General features: G+C 68.8%; 13 protein-coding genes. 3 read left to right on the top strand and 10 right to left on the bottom strand.

Annotated elements, in window-relative coordinates:
- The first annotated feature begins 145 nt into the window (after positions 1-145).
- Positions 146-823, top strand: a complete 678-nt coding sequence (locus QSG27_RS08025) for an L-2-amino-thiazoline-4-carboxylic acid hydrolase (RefSeq protein WP_306704931.1) — start codon at positions 146-148, stop codon at positions 821-823.
- 96 nt (positions 824-919) lie between these two features.
- Here the strand turns inward: QSG27_RS08025 and ald are convergent, their stop codons facing one another.
- Positions 920-2,038 carry an alanine dehydrogenase gene (gene ald, locus QSG27_RS08020; protein ID WP_306704930.1) on the bottom strand — a complete coding sequence of 373 codons (1,119 nt, stop codon included), beginning with the start codon at positions 2,036-2,038 and terminating at the stop codon, positions 920-922.
- Between the two features lie 366 nt (positions 2,039-2,404).
- Here ald and QSG27_RS08015 point away from each other — a divergent pair, with 366 nt between their 5' ends.
- Positions 2,405-2,959, top strand: coding sequence for a phasin family protein (locus QSG27_RS08015; protein ID WP_306704928.1), 555 nt, complete (start codon positions 2,405-2,407; stop codon positions 2,957-2,959).
- Positions 2,960-3,034: 75 nt separating this feature from the next.
- Here QSG27_RS08015 and QSG27_RS08010 read toward each other — a convergent pair whose 3' ends face one another.
- Positions 3,035-4,573, bottom strand: a complete 1,539-nt coding sequence (locus tag QSG27_RS08010) for a bifunctional metallophosphatase/5'-nucleotidase (protein WP_306704926.1) — start codon at positions 4,571-4,573, stop codon at positions 3,035-3,037.
- A gap of 117 nt (positions 4,574-4,690) precedes the next feature.
- Between QSG27_RS08010 and QSG27_RS08005 the strand changes: the two genes are divergently transcribed.
- Complete coding sequence (locus QSG27_RS08005; protein ID WP_306704924.1) at positions 4,691-5,458, top strand: type 1 glutamine amidotransferase; 768 nt, start codon at positions 4,691-4,693, stop codon at positions 5,456-5,458.
- Between the two features lie 4 nt (positions 5,459-5,462).
- Here the strand turns inward: QSG27_RS08005 and QSG27_RS08000 are convergent, their stop codons facing one another.
- From QSG27_RS08000 to QSG27_RS07965, 8 genes are all read right to left on the bottom strand, one after another.
- Entirely contained in the window at positions 5,463-7,073 is a 1,611-nt protein-coding gene (locus QSG27_RS08000; RefSeq protein WP_306704922.1) for a molybdopterin-binding/glycosyltransferase family 2 protein, read from the bottom strand.
- A 15-nt stretch (positions 7,074-7,088) separates the two neighbouring features.
- A complete protein-coding gene (locus QSG27_RS07995) occupies positions 7,089-7,811 on the bottom strand; it encodes an XdhC family protein (RefSeq protein ID WP_306704920.1) in 723 nt (240 codons plus the stop codon).
- The gene (locus tag QSG27_RS07990; RefSeq protein ID WP_306704918.1) at positions 7,808-8,122 is read right to left on the bottom strand and encodes an XdhC family protein; all 315 of its coding nucleotides are present in this window, start codon (positions 8,120-8,122) and stop codon (positions 7,808-7,810) included. Before QSG27_RS07990 ends, QSG27_RS07995 begins: the two co-directional genes overlap by 4 nt.
- Positions 8,119-9,318 (bottom strand): vWA domain-containing protein, encoded by a 1,200-nt coding sequence (locus QSG27_RS07985; protein ID WP_306704917.1) that lies wholly within the window; start codon positions 9,316-9,318, stop codon positions 8,119-8,121. Before QSG27_RS07985 ends, QSG27_RS07990 begins: the two co-directional genes overlap by 4 nt.
- Before the next feature lie 2 nt (positions 9,319-9,320).
- Complete coding sequence (locus tag QSG27_RS07980; RefSeq protein ID WP_306704915.1) at positions 9,321-10,244, bottom strand: AAA family ATPase; 924 nt, start codon at positions 10,242-10,244, stop codon at positions 9,321-9,323.
- 172 nt (positions 10,245-10,416) lie between these two features.
- Positions 10,417-11,211, bottom strand: a complete 795-nt coding sequence (locus QSG27_RS07975; protein WP_306704913.1) for an FAD binding domain-containing protein — start codon at positions 11,209-11,211, stop codon at positions 10,417-10,419.
- A 13-nt stretch (positions 11,212-11,224) separates the two neighbouring features.
- The gene (locus QSG27_RS07970) at positions 11,225-13,615 is read right to left on the bottom strand and encodes a xanthine dehydrogenase family protein molybdopterin-binding subunit (protein ID WP_306704910.1); all 2,391 of its coding nucleotides are present in this window, start codon (positions 13,613-13,615) and stop codon (positions 11,225-11,227) included.
- 51 nt (positions 13,616-13,666) lie between these two features.
- Positions 13,667-14,164 (bottom strand): (2Fe-2S)-binding protein, encoded by a 498-nt coding sequence (locus QSG27_RS07965; protein WP_306704908.1) that lies wholly within the window; start codon positions 14,162-14,164, stop codon positions 13,667-13,669.
- Between the last annotated feature and the right edge of the window lie 285 nt (positions 14,165-14,449).

The raw sequence follows: 14,449 nt of genomic DNA, 5'->3' as shown, positions 1-14,449 counted from the left end.
GCCACCAGCATGCCGGTCCCGGTGGTGATCGGCGCGATCTTCGTGGTCTGCGTGCTGGTCTTCCGCCGCGGCATCGTCGGGGAAATCGCCGCCCGGTTCGGTGGAAAGCGCCCGTGAGCCGGGAATGACTTTAAGAAGGTATCCAATGGCTGAAACCATCCATCCCTTTTACGAGTCGCATCGCGGTGCAATGGAAGCCGCCATGCGCCACCGCCTCGATATTGCCGAGACGATGCTGTGCAAGATCTTGCGTCCATCCGATGTCGGCGGGATCAAGCGGGAGGTGATGGACGAGTTTGGCATCGTGCTCGCCCAGATGCCCTATGTCGGGGGCGTGGCAAGTCGCATGAGCGACTTCTTCATGCGTCTCATAGGCTTCATGGCCATCAGCCGGGTCCTCCGGCGGCACGGCGTGCCGCCGTCCGTGATCGGCGATGTCGAGCGGGAAACCTACAAGGCCCAACTGCTCACCGTGCCCGAAGCCGAACGCCTCGCCGCGGGGCGTCAATTCATGTCGTCGGAGAATCAGGCTTTTCTGCGTGAACAGGCGGAACGAAGCCATCAGGAACAGTTTCCGGACGATTTCGTCTACGACTTCATCGAACCGGGTCCGGGCGACAGTTTTGAATTCGGCATCAATTACAAGGCCTGTGGCTTCTGCAAATTCGCGGCTCGCCATGGGGATAAGGACATTTTGCCGAACATCTGCGGGCTCGATTTCGACGCCTATGCAACACGTGGCATTCACCTGGAGAGGACACAAACCTTGGCTGGGGGAGCGAGCCACTGCGATTTCCGGTTCTCGCGGCTCCCGCCGGACTGAAACCTGGTCCCATGTCTGCGCCATCGGCCAGGCTCCACCCGCGCGGACTCTCGCTGCCGCCCACCTCGCGATGGGGGCTGAGGTTGAGGAAAGCCCCTACAGCCGCAGCGCTTCCTCCGCCGGCTGGTGGGGCAGCCCCTGGGCGTCGGCCACCGCCTTGCAAGTGACGGCGCCGGCATGGATGTTCAGCCCGGCGCGCAGATGCGGGTCGCGCCCCAGCGCGGCACGGTAACCCTGGTCGGCCAGAGCCAGCGTGAAGGGCAGGGTGGCGTTGTTCAGCGCGAAGGTCGAGGTCCGCGCGACCCCTCCCGGCATGTTGGCGACGCAATAGTGGACCACCCCGTCCACCAGATAGGTGGGCTCCGCGTGCGTGGTGGGGTGCGAGGTCTCGAAGCAGCCGCCCTGGTCGATGGCGACGTCCACCACCACGGCGCCCCGCTTCATGCGCGACACCATGGCCCTGGTCACCAGCTTCGGCGCCTCCGCTCCCGGCACCAGAACCGCCCCGATCACGAGATCGGCGTCGAGCACATGCTCCTCGATCGTGTCCACGGTCGAATAAAGCGTCTGGAGCTTCGCACCGAATTGCAGATCCAACTCCTTCAGGCGGGGCAGCGATTTGTCGATGACGACGACTTTCGCCTCCAGCCCCATGGCCATGCGGGCGGCGTTGGTCCCGACCACGCCGCCGCCCAGAACCACCACCTTGGCCGCCGGAACGCCGGGCACACCGCCCAGCAGGACGCCGCGCCCGCCCTGCGATTTCTCCAGGCAATGGGCGCCGGCCTGCACCGCCATACGCCCCGCGACCTCGCTCATCGGCGCCAGCAGCGGCAGGCCGCCGCGGGCGTCGGTCACCGTCTCGTAGGCGATGGCGACGGCGCCGGACTCCAGCAACCGCCGCGTCTGCTCCGGATCGGGGGCGAGGTGCAGGTAGGTGAACAGAATCTGCCCCCGGCGCAGCATCGCGCATTCCTTGGGCTGGGGTTCCTTCACCTTCACCACCATCTCGGCGCGGGCAAAGACGGTGGCGGCGTCCGGTGCGATGTCCGCCCCGGCGGCCTCGTATTGCTCGTCCTCCAGTCCGATGGCGGCACCGGCCCCCGTCTGCACCAGCACTGTGTGGCCGTGATGAACCAGTTCGCGGACCGAGGCCGGAGTCAGCCCGACGCGGTATTCGTGGTTTTTGATCTCCGTCGGCACACCGATGAGCATGGGCATCCTCCGCGGGTGGGGCCGGTGCCGGGCCGGGACGCGCAGCACACCGGCCTTGGTTGCTTACTCCAGAATTTGGGGAGTGCTGAAGCGTCCTGCACCTCTCCTGCGGGGGGTGTCGAGCGGATTTCTTCATATCAATCGAAACACTATGAAAATTCTAGATGAAATCCTCCTCAATAAATCTCTGAGGTGATTTTTTGTGTATCCGCAAAAAAGTAGGGAAGGGTAGTTTTTAGAGTTGTGGAATGATTCTTCGCCACCATGATATACGGTTGCTTGTGTCGCAGTGCACAAAATTCGCGGCACCAAAGAAGAACGGGGGGAGCGTCCAATTCGGACGGAACGAAATCAGGAGCAAGGCAGATGGCATCAGAAAAGGACGCGCAGACCATCGCGCGCGACACCGCCGCCAAGGCCCGGGGTACCGCCGAGGACACCACCCGGCGCATGGCGGAAACCGCCGCGGAGGCGACCCAGCGGGGCGCCGACACGGCCAGCGACATGATGGGCAAGGCGACCCAGATCGCCGGCCAGACCTCCGACCAGATCAACCGCATGATGGGCCTGTCCGCGGAGGCCCAGGGCGAGGTCGCCCAGCAGACCCGCGAGAACATGGACGTGATGGCGCAGTGCGGGTCCGTGCTGATGGAAGGAATGCAGTCCATCATGCGCGAGTGGCTGGGCTTCGCGCAGGAAGCCATGGCCCGCAACGCGGAAGGCGTCAACGCGATGATGCGCAGCCGGTCCGTCCAGGACTTCTACGCAGCGCAGAGCAGCATGGTCAAAGACGAAGTGGAACTTCTGCTGAACCGCAGCGTCAAGGTATCGGAGCTGTCGGCGAAAACCGCGAACGACGCGGTGCGGCGCCTGAACGCGCGGGCCGAGGGTGCCGCGCGTCATGGCCGCCGCAGCGCCTGACGCTTCACCAACGATCCATCCTGGCCTTGCGCCCCTGGACCGATGGGTCCGGGGGCGTCTTTTTTGGGCGGCCCGTCACGGTTTCGTGACGATTCGGCCTTCGACCTTCGGGGCGACCGTCTTCCTGGCCTCGACATAGTCCATGACCATGGTCGCCATCAGCACCGCGCCGGAGGCGTCCACCACCGTCCGTCCGCGGGTCAGCGCGGCGTAACCGTCACCGCCCTTCAGCATGTAGTCATTGGTCGCCACCCGATAGGCTTTTCCGGGGTCGAGCGGCTGGCCGCCCACCGTCGCCGCCGTCACACGGGTGCCGGACGGCAGCTTCGGGTCGTAGGTGAAGGTCAGGCCCGACACCTGCGGGAAGCGCCCGGCCTTCTCCTCCACTTTCGACACGCCGTGCTCCAGCGCGGCCAGCAGGTCGCCGCCGGACAGAACGGTCAGCACGGCGACGTTGCCGAAGGGCATCTCCGCGAAGATGTCCTTGCGGGTCAGCGGGCTTCCCGCCGGGTGCAGGGTGTCGGCGCGGATGCCGCCGCCGTTGGTGATGGCGACGTCGGCCTTCAGCCCCTCGCGCAGCGCGTCGGCGATCAGGTTGCCCATGGTCGTCTCCTGGGAGCGGACGACGTCCTTGCGGCTGTCCAGGTCGGTTTCCGTCCGCCCGATCACGCCCGCCAGCGTGGTGTCGAGCTGGTCGGTGTAGCGCTTGACCAGGGCGGCGATCTCCGGATCGGGCGCCGCCCCGGCGGTGGTGACGAAGCGCCAGCCGGCGGGAAGGACGGTGGTCGCCGGTCCCTTGTCGGTTGCCTTGGTGCTGACCGCCAGATCGATGACGCCGAGGTAATGGCCGTCCGCCCCGGACTTCAGGATCAGGGTCGAGCCCTCGTAGAAACTGATGGGATCGTGGTCGTGACCGCCGAGCATGAGGTCGATGCCCTTCACCTTGACGGCCAGATCCCGATCCTCCGCGATGGTCTGGTGGGTCAGCGCCACGACGACGTTCGCCCCCTCGTCGCGCAGGGCCTTGACCGCCAGGGCCGCGGCGGCCTGCACGTTGGTGAAGGTCGCCTCCACCCCGCCGCTGGACAGATGCGCGGTTTCCGGTGTCACGACGCCCAGGAAGCCGACCTTGATGTCGCCGACCGTCTTCGTCCAGGTGACGACCGAACCGGGCAGCGGCTTGCCGTCCGGCCCGGTGACGTTGGTGCCGACCCAGGGGAACTTCGATTCGGCGATGCGGGCCTTCAGAACCTCGGTGCCGAAGTCGAATTCATGGTTGCCGAAGGTCACCACGTCCACGCCCATGGCGTTGAACAGGGCGGTCATCTGCTCCCCCCGCGTCGTGCCGGACAGCAGGGAGGGCGAGAGAAAGTCGCCGCCGACCGTCGTCACCGCCCCCGCGCTGCGCTCCCGCTCAGCCTTCAGCACCGTCGTCAGGGGAGCGAAGCCGCCGCGGCCCTTCACCGGGGAAATCTCGTAGATGTCGTTGAAGTGCAGGAAGGTCAGCGTGCCGTTCTGCGCCGCGGCCGGCATCGGGAAAAGAAGGGTTGCGGGGAAAAGCAGGGTTCCGGCAAGGGCCGCAGCCCCAGCCAGCGTGCGAATCCGGGTCAGCATTGGTCTCGTCTCCCTGGGGAAGTTGAATGGCTTCCTTCGCGTCAGGGCACTCTACGCCGTCCCAGGGTGCAGCGCATAGCCGCCTTGCACCGCTTGATTTCGCCGGAGCCGCCGATCATGAACGGTGGGACGCCCTTTTCCCTTCACCGCTCCATCGGACGTGGCCGCCCCATGCGCATCCTGGTCGTTCAGAACAACCGAAACGCTCCCGCCGGCATCGTGGGGGAGGCTTTGGCCGATTTCGGCGCGGCCCTTGTCACCGTCGCCGCGGACGAAGGGGAAGCACTGCCCGCCGCGCCCGAGGGCTATCACGGGCTGCTGGTGCTGGGCGGCCCGCAGGACGCCTGGAACGACGCCCAGGGGCCGCATTTCCCGCAGGTCATGGATCTGATCCGCGCCTTCGCGGCGCAGGAGCACCCGGTGATGGGCATCTGCCTGGGCGCGCAGTTGGCGGCCCGCGCCTTCGGCGCCCGCGTCTACCGCCATTCGGTGGCGGAGATCGGCGTGGGCGCGGTCCGGCTGTCCGACGCCGCGGCGGACGACCCGCTGCTGGGCGGGCTGGCGCCGGAACTGCACATGGTGCAGTGGCACTACGACACCTTCGAATTTCCCGAAGGCGCGGTGCCGCTGGCCCGGAGCGAGGCGTGCGAGCGGCAGGCCTTCCGGCTGGGCCGCAACCTTTACGCCTTCCAGTTCCACCCGGAGGCCAATGCCGCCATCGTCCGCGGCTGGGCGGAGAAATTCGGGGTGGAGTCGCGGGAGCGCGACCGCGGGGTCCTCGACGGGCTGGACGCGGCGCTGGAACGGCACCTGCCCGCCGCCGGCACGGCCGCCCGGACGATCTCCCGCCGCTGGCTGGATCTGGTGATCGAACGGGCGGCCTGACGCTTTACCCGCGGAGTTCCGCCAGCAGGTCCGGCGTGTCCACGTCGTAGAGGATGCCGCCGTCCTCCACCGGCACCTCCACCACCTGATCGGCGTGGGTGGCCAACAGGGTCTTCGCCCCGGAATCGCCGGTCAGCTTCGCCATCTCCGCGAAGAAGCCGCGGTCCCACAGGACGGGGTTGCCGCGCTTGCCGTGGACGGTCGGAACACAGACGGTCCGGCCTTCCAGCGGGTTGTAGGCGGCGATCAGCCGGTCGATGGCCTGCGGCGTGACGCGCGGCATGTCGCCCAGGCACACCACCACCCCGTCGACATCCGCCGGCAGGGCGGCCAGCCCGGCGCGCAGCGAGGCGCTGAGCCCGTCGGCGAAGGACGGGTTGTGGACGATGGTCAGCGGGCGCCCGGCCAGCGGGGCGGACACCGATTCCGCCATATGGCCGGTCACCACCACCACCGGCCTGGCCTGCGAGGCCAGGACCGACTCGACGGTGCGGACGACCAGCGGCTCCCCGCCGACATCGGCCAGCAGCTTGTTGCTGCCGCCCATCCGGCTCGATCGTCCGGCGGCGAGCACCAGCGCGGCGATGCGCGGCGCCCGCGACGGCTCCACGGCGACAGCGCCGGAGCGGGGCAGGGGGCGGCTGGGGATCTCGGCCAGCAGGCCGCCCACCCCCATGCGCATCACGTCGGCCCGCGCCACCGGAATGCCCGCGGCGATGCGCTGAAGCACCCAATCGAAGCCGTTCAGCTTGGGCGACCGCGCGCAGCCGGGCAGGCCGAGCACCGGAGTTTCCCCGATGCGGGCGATCAGCAGCAGGTTGCCCGGATCGACCGGCATCCCGAAATGCTCGATCACCCCGCCCGCCCGCTCGATGCCGGCGGGCAGCACGTCGCGCCGGTCGGTGATGGCCGAGGCCCCGGCGATCAGCAGCAGATCGGCGCGCCCCGCCGCCGCGATGGCGTCGGCCAGAGCCGCCTCCCCATGGTAGCAGCGGGAGTCGCGGACCAGACGCCCGCCCATCGCCTCCAGCCGCTCCCGCGTCACGGCCACGGTCTTGTCGAGAACGCTGTCCTTCACGCCGGGCAGGCGCGTCTGGATCAGCGCGGCGGTCAGGGGCCGGAAGGGGGCAACGCGCAGCGCCGGCATGCCGGCGGACGCCTCCACCTCCGCCCCCTCCACCGCGGCGCGGGGGGCGGCGAAGGGGATGATCTTCACCGTGGCGACCATCTGGCCGGGCTCGACCGGGGCGAAGGCGGGCAGGGTGGCGACCGTTACGCTTTCGTCGATGAGGTTCAGCGCGTTGATCCGTTCGACATCCGGAACGAACAGGCCGCGCGACTCCGCGAACAGGTTCACGCGGCCCGTGAAGGCCGCGCCCACGGCGATCTCCTGCCCCTTCAGAGCCGCGGCGATGCGGGCCGCGGCGGCGTCCTCGCCCACGTCGTCATCGCCGGGCTTGGCGGCGGTCACCGTGGTAAAGCCGGCGTCGCGCAGCGCCGTGACATCCTCGGCGCTGAGGATGCGGCCCTTCTTGAAGCTGACGGAGCCGCGCCGGACCGAATGCGCCAGGATGGCGCCCTCAAGCTCCCGCAGGGGCAGCGGGCCGAAAAACATGGCAATGAACTCCTGTCAGGCCGCGTCGGCCTTGCGCCGCACGGCGGTGATCTGGGCCATGACCGACAGGGCGATCTCCGCCGGGGTCACGGCGCCGATGGCCAGCCCGACCGGGGCGTGGATGCGCGCCAGCTCCGCGTCGGTCACGCCCTGCTCCTTCAGCCGCTCCAGCCGCTTGGCGTGGGTGCGCCGGCTGCCGAGCGAGCCGACGTAGAAGGCCGGGGACCGCAGAGCCACCAGCAGGGCCGGGTCGTCCAGCTTGGGGTCGTGGGTCAGCGTCACCACGGCGGTGCGGCTGTCGATGGTCAGAGCCGCCAGCGCCTCGTCCGGCCAGCCGTCGTGCAGGGAGACGCCGGGGAAACGCGATTCGGTGGCGAAGGCCCCGCGCGGGTCGATCACCGTCACCGCGTAGCCGGTCAGCGCCGCGAGGGGCGCCAGCGCCTGGGCGATGTGCACGGCCCCGACCACCAGCAGCCGCAGCGGCGGGTTGTGGGTCTGCACGAACAGCCGCAGCCCATCCTCGTCGTCATCGCCGTCCGCATCCGTTATGAGGCCGGAACGATCCTGGCGGAGCCGTTCCCGCACCTCTGCCAGCAGATCATCCTCCAGGCCGAAGCCGCCGTGCACGGCGTCCTCGTAAACCAGGGTCTGAAGGCCCGTGTTCAGGTCGGTGACCAGGGCCACGGGACGGGAGGTTTCACGGGCGGCCAGCAGCCGTTCGACGATATCGCGCTTCATTCCATCGCCTCGACATAGACCTGCACGCGCCCGCCGCAGGCCAGACCGACCTCCCAGGCCATTTCGTTGCTGACTCCGAACGAGATCAGCCGGGGTTCGCCATCTTCCATGGTCTTGCGGGCCTCGTGGACCACGGCGCCCTCAATGCAGCCGCCGGAGACGGAGCCGATCATCGCCCCGCCGTCGTCCACCGCCATCTGGCTGCCCACCGGGCGGGGGGAGGACCCCCAGGTGGCGACCACCGTCGCCAGGGCTACCCTGCGTCCTTCCGCGCGCCAGCCCGCGGCCTGCTCCAGAATATCGTCCCTCATGCGGCCTCCTTCAGCCACTTGCGCAGGCTTTCGGCCCGCCGCGGCCCGTCGCGGTTCAGCGCGTCGGCGAGCCCGGCCAGACTGTTCAGGTTGTGGACCGGGCGGAAGTCGTCCACATGCGGCAACAAGGCCCGGATGCCGCTGGATCTTGGTGCGAATCTCTCCCACCGCAAGAGCGGGTTCAGCCAGACCAGGCGGCGGCAGCTCTTGTGCAGGCGTTCGGCCTCCGCCGCAAGCCCTTCGCCCGCATCCCGGTCCAGCCCGTCGGTGATCAGCAGCACGACCGCCCCCTGGCCCAGCACCCGGCGCGCCCAGGTCCGGTTGAAGGCGTGCAGCGCCGTGCCGATGCGCGTCCCGCCGGACCAATCGGCCACCGCCGCCGACACGGCGTCCAGCGCCACGTCCACGTCCTTGTGCCGCAGATGGCGGGTGATGTTGGTCAGGCGGGTGCCGAAGACGAAGCTGTGCACCCGGTCCCGGTCGTTGCTGACCGCGTGCATGAAGTGCAGCAGCATCCGCGAGTAGCGCGTCATGGAGCCGGAAATGTCGCACAACACCACCAGCGGCGGCGGGCGCGTGCGGCGGCTGCGCCGCGCCAGATCGGCCAGATCCCCGCCGGAGCGCAGCATCCGCCGCAGCGTCGCCCGCGGGTCCACCCGCGGCCCCTGCGGGTCGGGGCGGTGGCGGCGGGTCGTCACCTCGGCCACCGGCAGGGCGATGCGGGCGAGCATCCGCTTGGCCTCTGCCATCTCCGCCGCCGACATCTTCTCGAAGTCCTTCTCCTGCAACCGCTCCTGGGCGGAGACGGTGAAGGCGGCGTCCACCTCGATCTCCGACTTTTCCGGCCCCTCGGCCTCCGGCGCGGTTCCGCGCAGCGCGTCGGCGACGCGGCGGGACAGCGGGTCCTGCGTGTCCGGCGACTCCGTGCGGATGGTCGGCAGCATCATGCCGATCATCCGCTTCAGGATGTCCGGGTTGCGCCAGAAGACGTGGAACGCCTGGTCGAAGACCTCACGCTGGTCGCGCCGGTTCACGAAGACGGCGTGCAGCGCCCAGTAGAAGTCCGTCCGGTTGGCGATCCCCACCGCCTCCACGGCTTCCACCGCCTGGAGCAGCTTCCCCGGCCCGACCGGCAGCCCCGCCGCCCGCAGCGCGCGGGCGAAATGCATCAGGTTGATGGCGAGGCCGCCGTTCATTTCTAGCGCGCCGTGGTGGCGGCGAGTTCCGTCTTGACCTGCGCCAGGATGCGCGCGGCCTCGCTGCCCTGGATGCGGGCGATGTCGTCCTGGTACTTCAGCAGCGTGCCCAGCGTGTCGTTGATGACCGAGGGTTCCAGCTCCAGTTGGTTCAACTCCACCAAAGCCTGCGCCCAGTCCAGCGTCTCCGCCACGCCCGGCGCCTTGTAGAGGTCCATCCCGCGCAGGCTCTGCACGAAGCCGACCACCTGCGCGGCCAGCCGCGCGTCGGCCTCCGGCGCCTTCACGGCCAGGATGGCGCGCTCCCGTTCCGCGTTGGGGTAATCGACCCAATGGTAGAAACAGCGCCGCTTCAGCGCGTCGTGAATCTCGCGGGTGCGGTTGGAGGTCAGGATGACGATGGGCGGCTCCGGGGCCTTGACCGTTCCGAACTCCGGGATCGAGACCTGGAAGTCGGACAGGATTTCCAGAAGATAGGCTTCGAACGGCTCGTCGGTGCGGTCCAACTCGTCGATCAGCAGGACGGGCGCTCCGGCCGGATCGGGTTCGAGCGCCTGGAGCAGCGGGCGCTTGATGAGGAAGCGCTCGGAAAAGAGGTCGGCGCCAAGCGCCTCCCGGTCGCGGTCGCCCGACGCCTCGGCCAGCCGGATTTCCATCATCTGCCGGGCGTAGTTCCACTCGTAGACCGCCGCGGCGACGTCCAGCCCCTCGTAGCATTGCAGCCGCAGCAGCCGCCGGCCCAGCGTGGCGGACAGCACCTTGGCGATCTCGGTCTTGCCGACGCCGGCCTCGCCCTCCAGGAACAGCGGGCGCTTCAGCTTCAGCGCGAGGTAGAGCGCCGTCGCCAGCGACCGGTCGGCGACGTAGTTCCCCCGCCGCAGCAGGTCCAGCGTGGCATCGACGGAGGCGGGGATGGTGTTGGGCATGACAATACGTCGTCCGGCGGAGAAACTCCCTCTCCCGCCCCGGGAGAGGGAAGGGGCCCGCGCAAAGCGCGGGAAGGGTGAGGGTGCCGGCAAGAATGCGGCACCGATCCTCGACGGTACCCTCACCCGGCGCTTCGCGCCACCCTCTCCCGGGGCGGGAGAGGGAAGACGGTTATCCACACGCCTCCACCGCGCGCCGGGCCATCACCCGCACCAGATGGGCGCGGTACTCGGCGCTGGCGTGGATGTCGGCGTTCAGCCCGTCCGCGGAGACGGAGGCGCCGTTGAGGGCGTCGGCGCGGAAGTCCTGGGCCAGCGCCGCCTCCATGTCGTCCGCCCGGAAGACGGACGGGCCGGCGCCGGTCACCGCCACCCGCACCTCGCTTCCGAACACGGCCACGAAGACGCCGACGATGGCGTAGCGGCTGGCCGGGTTGCGGAACTTGGCGTAGGCGGCCTTGTCCGGCTTTTGGAAATGCACGGCGGTGACGATCTCGCCGGGCTCCAGCGCCGTTTCGAACATGCCGGTAAAGAAGTCGTCCCCTGCGATCTCCCGCCGGTCGGTCCGCACCGTGGCCTTCAGCGCGACGACCGCGGCGGGGTAGTCGGCGGAGGGGTCGGCGTTGCAGATCGACCCGCCGAGCGTGCCCATGTTGCGCACCTGCCGGTCGCCGATGCCCTCCGCGAGGCTGGCCAACGCGGGGATGACGCGCTGCACGGTGTCGGAATGCGCGACCTGGGCGTGGCGGGTGAAGGCGCCGACGGTCAGCCCCCCGGCCTCCTCCCCGATGCCCTGAAGCTCCGGAATCTGGCCGAGGTCGATCAGGTCGCTCGGACGGGCGAGGCGCTGCTTGAGCGTCGGCAGCAGCGTCTGCCCGCCGCCCAGCAGCTTCGGGTCCTCGAATTGCCCGAGCAGGGCCGTGGCGTCGGCGACGGTCTTGGGGCGGTGATAGGTGAAGGCGTACATGCGAACTCCTCCCTTATTCGGCCGCCTGGGCGGGGGTGTGGTGCCGGATCGCCTGCCAGACCCGTTCCGGCGTCGCCGGCATGTCCAGATGCGTGATGCCGTACTCCGACAGGGCGTGCACCACCGCGTTCATCACGGCGGCGGAGGCGCCGATGGTCCCGGCCTCGCCGCAGCCCTTCACGCCCAGCGGGTTGTGGGTGCAGGGCTGGTCCTCGTGGTAGCGCACGGTGAAGGACGGCACGTCGTCCGCCCGCGGCATGCAGTAGTCCATGTAGGAGCCGGTGAGGAGCTGCCCCGATTCCGGGTCGTAGACGCAATTCTCAAGCAGCGCCTGCCCGATCCCCTGGACCAGCCCGCCATGCACCTGCCCTTCGACGATCAGCGGGTTGATGACGCGCCCGAAATCGTCCACGGCGGCGAAGTTCACCACCTGCACCACCCCGGTGTCGGGGTCGATCTCCACCTCGCAGACGTGGCAGCCGTTGGGGTAGGTGAAGTTCTTCGGGTCGTAGAAAGCCTGCTCGTCCAGCCCCGGCTCCAGCTCGTCGAGCGGGAAGTTGTGCGGGACGTAGGCTTGCAGGGCGATGTCGCCGATGGTCAGGGACTTGTCCGTGCCGGCCACGACGAAGCGCCCGTCCTTCGCCTCGATGTCGGCCTCGGCGGCCTCCAGCATATGGGCGGCGATCTTCTTGGCCTTGCGCTCCACCTTGTCCATCGCCTTGACGATGGCCGACCCGCCGACCGCCAGGGAACGGGAGCCGTAGGTGCCCATGCCGAAGGGAATCTTGCTGGTGTCGCCGTGGACGATCTCGACATTCTCGATCGGCACGCCGAAGCGTTCGGAGACGAGCTGCGCGAAGGTCGTCTCGTGCCCCTGGCCGTGGCTGTGCGAACCGGTGAAGACCGTCACCGAGCCGGTGGGGTGGAAGCGCACCTCCGCCGATTCATACAACCCGGCCCGTGCGCCGAGCGCGCCCGCGATGTTGCTGGGGGCGATGCCGCAGGCTTCGATGTAGGTGGCGAAGCCGATGCCGCGCAACTTGCCGCGCCGCACCGAGTCCGCCTTGCGCGCCGCGAAGCCGTCGTAGTCCACCAGCGGCAGGGCGATGTCCAGATTCTTGGCGAAATCGCCCGTGTCGTACTGGAGCGCCACCGGGGTCTGGTAGGGCATGGCGGCGGCGGGAACAAAGTTGCGGCGGCGAAGCTCCGCCTTGTCGATGCCCGTCTCGGCGGCGGCGACCTCGACCAGCCGTTCGATCAGGTAGCAGGCTTCCGGACGCCCGGCGCCGCGGTAGGCGTCCACCGGCACCGTGTTGGTGAAGACCGCCTTCACCTCCGCGTAGATCGCCGGGGTCTTGTACTGTCCGGCCAGCAGCGTGGCGTAGAGGTAGGTCGGGATCGACGGCGCGAAGGTGGACAGATAGGCGCCCATGTTGGCGACGGTGGCGACGCGCAGCGCCAGAAAGTTGCCGTCCTTGTCCAGCGCCAATTCGGCGTGGCTGACATGGTCGCGGCCATGGGCGTCGGTCAGGAAGCTCTCGGAACGCTCGGCGGTCCATTTCACCGGGCGCCCGACCTTCTTCGCCGCCCAGGTGACGACGGCCTCCTCGCCATAGTGGAAGATCTTGGAGCCGAAGCCGCCGCCGACGTCCGGGGCGACGACGCGCAGCTTGTGCTCCGGGATGCCCAGGACGAAGGCGCCCATCAGCAGGCGGATGACGTGCGGGTTCTGGCTGGTGGTGGTCAGCGTGTGCTCGCCGGTCGCCCGGTCATACTCGCCGAGCGCCGCCCGCGGCTCCATGGCTTTGGGGACGAGCCGCTGGTTGATCAGGTCGAGCTTCGCCACGTGGGCCGCCTGCGCGAAGGCCGCGTCCACCGCCGCCGCGTCGCCGAGATGCCAGTCGAAGCAGAGGTTGCCGCCCACGTCGTCGTGCACCTGCGGCGCGCCGCCCTCCAGCGCCTTCAGCGAGGTCACCGCTGCCGGCAGTTCCTCGTAATCGACCATGACCAGCTCGGCGGCGTCCTTCGCCTGTTCGCGAGTCTCGGCGATCACCACCGCAACGGCGTCGCCGACATAGCGCGCCCGGTCGCGGGCGATGGGGAAGTGCGGCGGCTCCTTCATCGGGGAACCGTCCTTGGAATGGATCTGCCAGCCGCAGGGCAGGCTGCCGACCTTGTCCGCCGCCATGTCGGCACCGGTCAGCACGGCGATCACGCCGGGGGCCTGCATGGCCTCCGCCGCATCGATGCCGCGGATGGTGGCGTGGGCATAGGGGGACCGGACGAAGACCGCGTGGGTCTGGCCGGGCCGGTTGATGTCGTCGGTGTAGGTGCCGCGCCCGGTCAGAAAGCGCGCGTCCTCGCGCCGGCGCACGGGGGCGCCGATGCCGTTGGGGTTCGCCATCTTCGTGTTCCTCCCACGTTATCCTTGGCCATGTGAGCCTTTTTCTTCCGCTTATTCGGCTGCGGCCTTCATCGTGCCGCCCTGCATCGCCTCCGCCCCGGCCATCACCGCCTTGACGATGTTGTGGTAGCCGGTGCAGCGGCAGATGTTGCCCTCCAGCCCCTCGCGCACCTCCTGCTCCGTGGGGGAGGGGTGGTTCGTCACCAGATCGACGGCGCTCATCACCATGCCCGGCGTGCAGAAGCCGCATTGCAGGCCATGATGCTCACGGAAGGCCGCCTGCATCGGGTGCAGCGTGCCGTCCGCCGCCGCCAGACCTTCGATGGTGGTGACCGCGGCGCCGTCCGCCTGGACCGCCAGCATGGTGCAGGATTTCACCGAACGCCCGTCCACATGGACGACGCAGGCGCCGCACTGGCTGGTGTCGCAGCCGACATGCGTGCCGGTCAGCCCGATCTGGTCGCGCAGGAAGGTGACCAGAAGAGTGCGCTCCTCGACCTCGCGCGAAACCGCCTTTCCGTTGACGGTCATGGAAACGGTACACGGCATCCGCTGTCCTCCCATTGTTGGTGACGTTCTGTTGCCCCGGACCTTCGCGACGGTTCTTTCGACGGTTCCTACGACTCTGCGGGGTAAAATGTGGCTCGAGGCCAGCCTGAACAAGGATAGGGGGGTGTCGTCCTTTCCGGTCAAGACGCCGTTCGGCCTCCTCCGAAGGGAGTGTGCTTGTGCCGAACCGCCGCGTTTCTTTCGGTTCCTACGGACTGGCGAACCTCATGTCCACAAGTTAGGATAGCCAACAATCCGACGCAAACCAAAGCGTCTTACGAACGA

The sequence above is a fragment of the Azospirillum isscasi genome, assembly GCF_030849505.1.
Taxonomy (GTDB): domain Bacteria; phylum Pseudomonadota; class Alphaproteobacteria; order Azospirillales; family Azospirillaceae; genus Azospirillum; species Azospirillum isscasi.
This window is presented reverse-complemented; position numbering and strand designations above follow the sequence as displayed.

Bases quoted from the DNA above. Each gene is read 5' to 3' on its own strand.
- QSG27_RS07980 (WP_306704915.1), bottom strand. From the start codon at position 10,244: ATGCCCAACACCATCCCCGCCTCCGTCGATGCCACGCTGGACCTGCTG.
- ald (WP_306704930.1), bottom strand. From the start codon at position 2,038: ATGCTCATCGGTGTGCCGACGGAGATCAAAAACCACGAATACCGCGTC.
- QSG27_RS08015 (WP_306704928.1), top strand. From the start codon at position 2,405: ATGGCATCAGAAAAGGACGCGCAGACCATCGCGCGCGACACCGCCGCC.
- QSG27_RS08000 (WP_306704922.1), bottom strand. From the start codon at position 7,073: ATGTTTTTCGGCCCGCTGCCCCTGCGGGAGCTTGAGGGCGCCATCCTG.
- QSG27_RS07975 (WP_306704913.1), bottom strand. From the start codon at position 11,211: ATGTACGCCTTCACCTATCACCGCCCCAAGACCGTCGCCGACGCCACG.
- QSG27_RS08005 (WP_306704924.1), top strand. From the start codon at position 4,691: ATGAACGGTGGGACGCCCTTTTCCCTTCACCGCTCCATCGGACGTGGC.
- QSG27_RS07985 (WP_306704917.1), bottom strand. From the start codon at position 9,318: ATGAACGGCGGCCTCGCCATCAACCTGATGCATTTCGCCCGCGCGCTG.
- QSG27_RS07990 (WP_306704918.1), bottom strand. From the start codon at position 8,122: ATGAGGGACGATATTCTGGAGCAGGCCGCGGGCTGGCGCGCGGAAGGA.
- QSG27_RS07995 (WP_306704920.1), bottom strand. From the start codon at position 7,811: ATGAAGCGCGATATCGTCGAACGGCTGCTGGCCGCCCGTGAAACCTCC.
- QSG27_RS08010 (WP_306704926.1), bottom strand. From the start codon at position 4,573: ATGCTGACCCGGATTCGCACGCTGGCTGGGGCTGCGGCCCTTGCCGGA.
- QSG27_RS07970 (WP_306704910.1), bottom strand. From the start codon at position 13,615: ATGGCGAACCCCAACGGCATCGGCGCCCCCGTGCGCCGGCGCGAGGAC.
- QSG27_RS07965 (WP_306704908.1), bottom strand. From the start codon at position 14,164: ATGCCGTGTACCGTTTCCATGACCGTCAACGGAAAGGCGGTTTCGCGC.
- QSG27_RS08025 (WP_306704931.1), top strand. From the start codon at position 146: ATGGCTGAAACCATCCATCCCTTTTACGAGTCGCATCGCGGTGCAATG.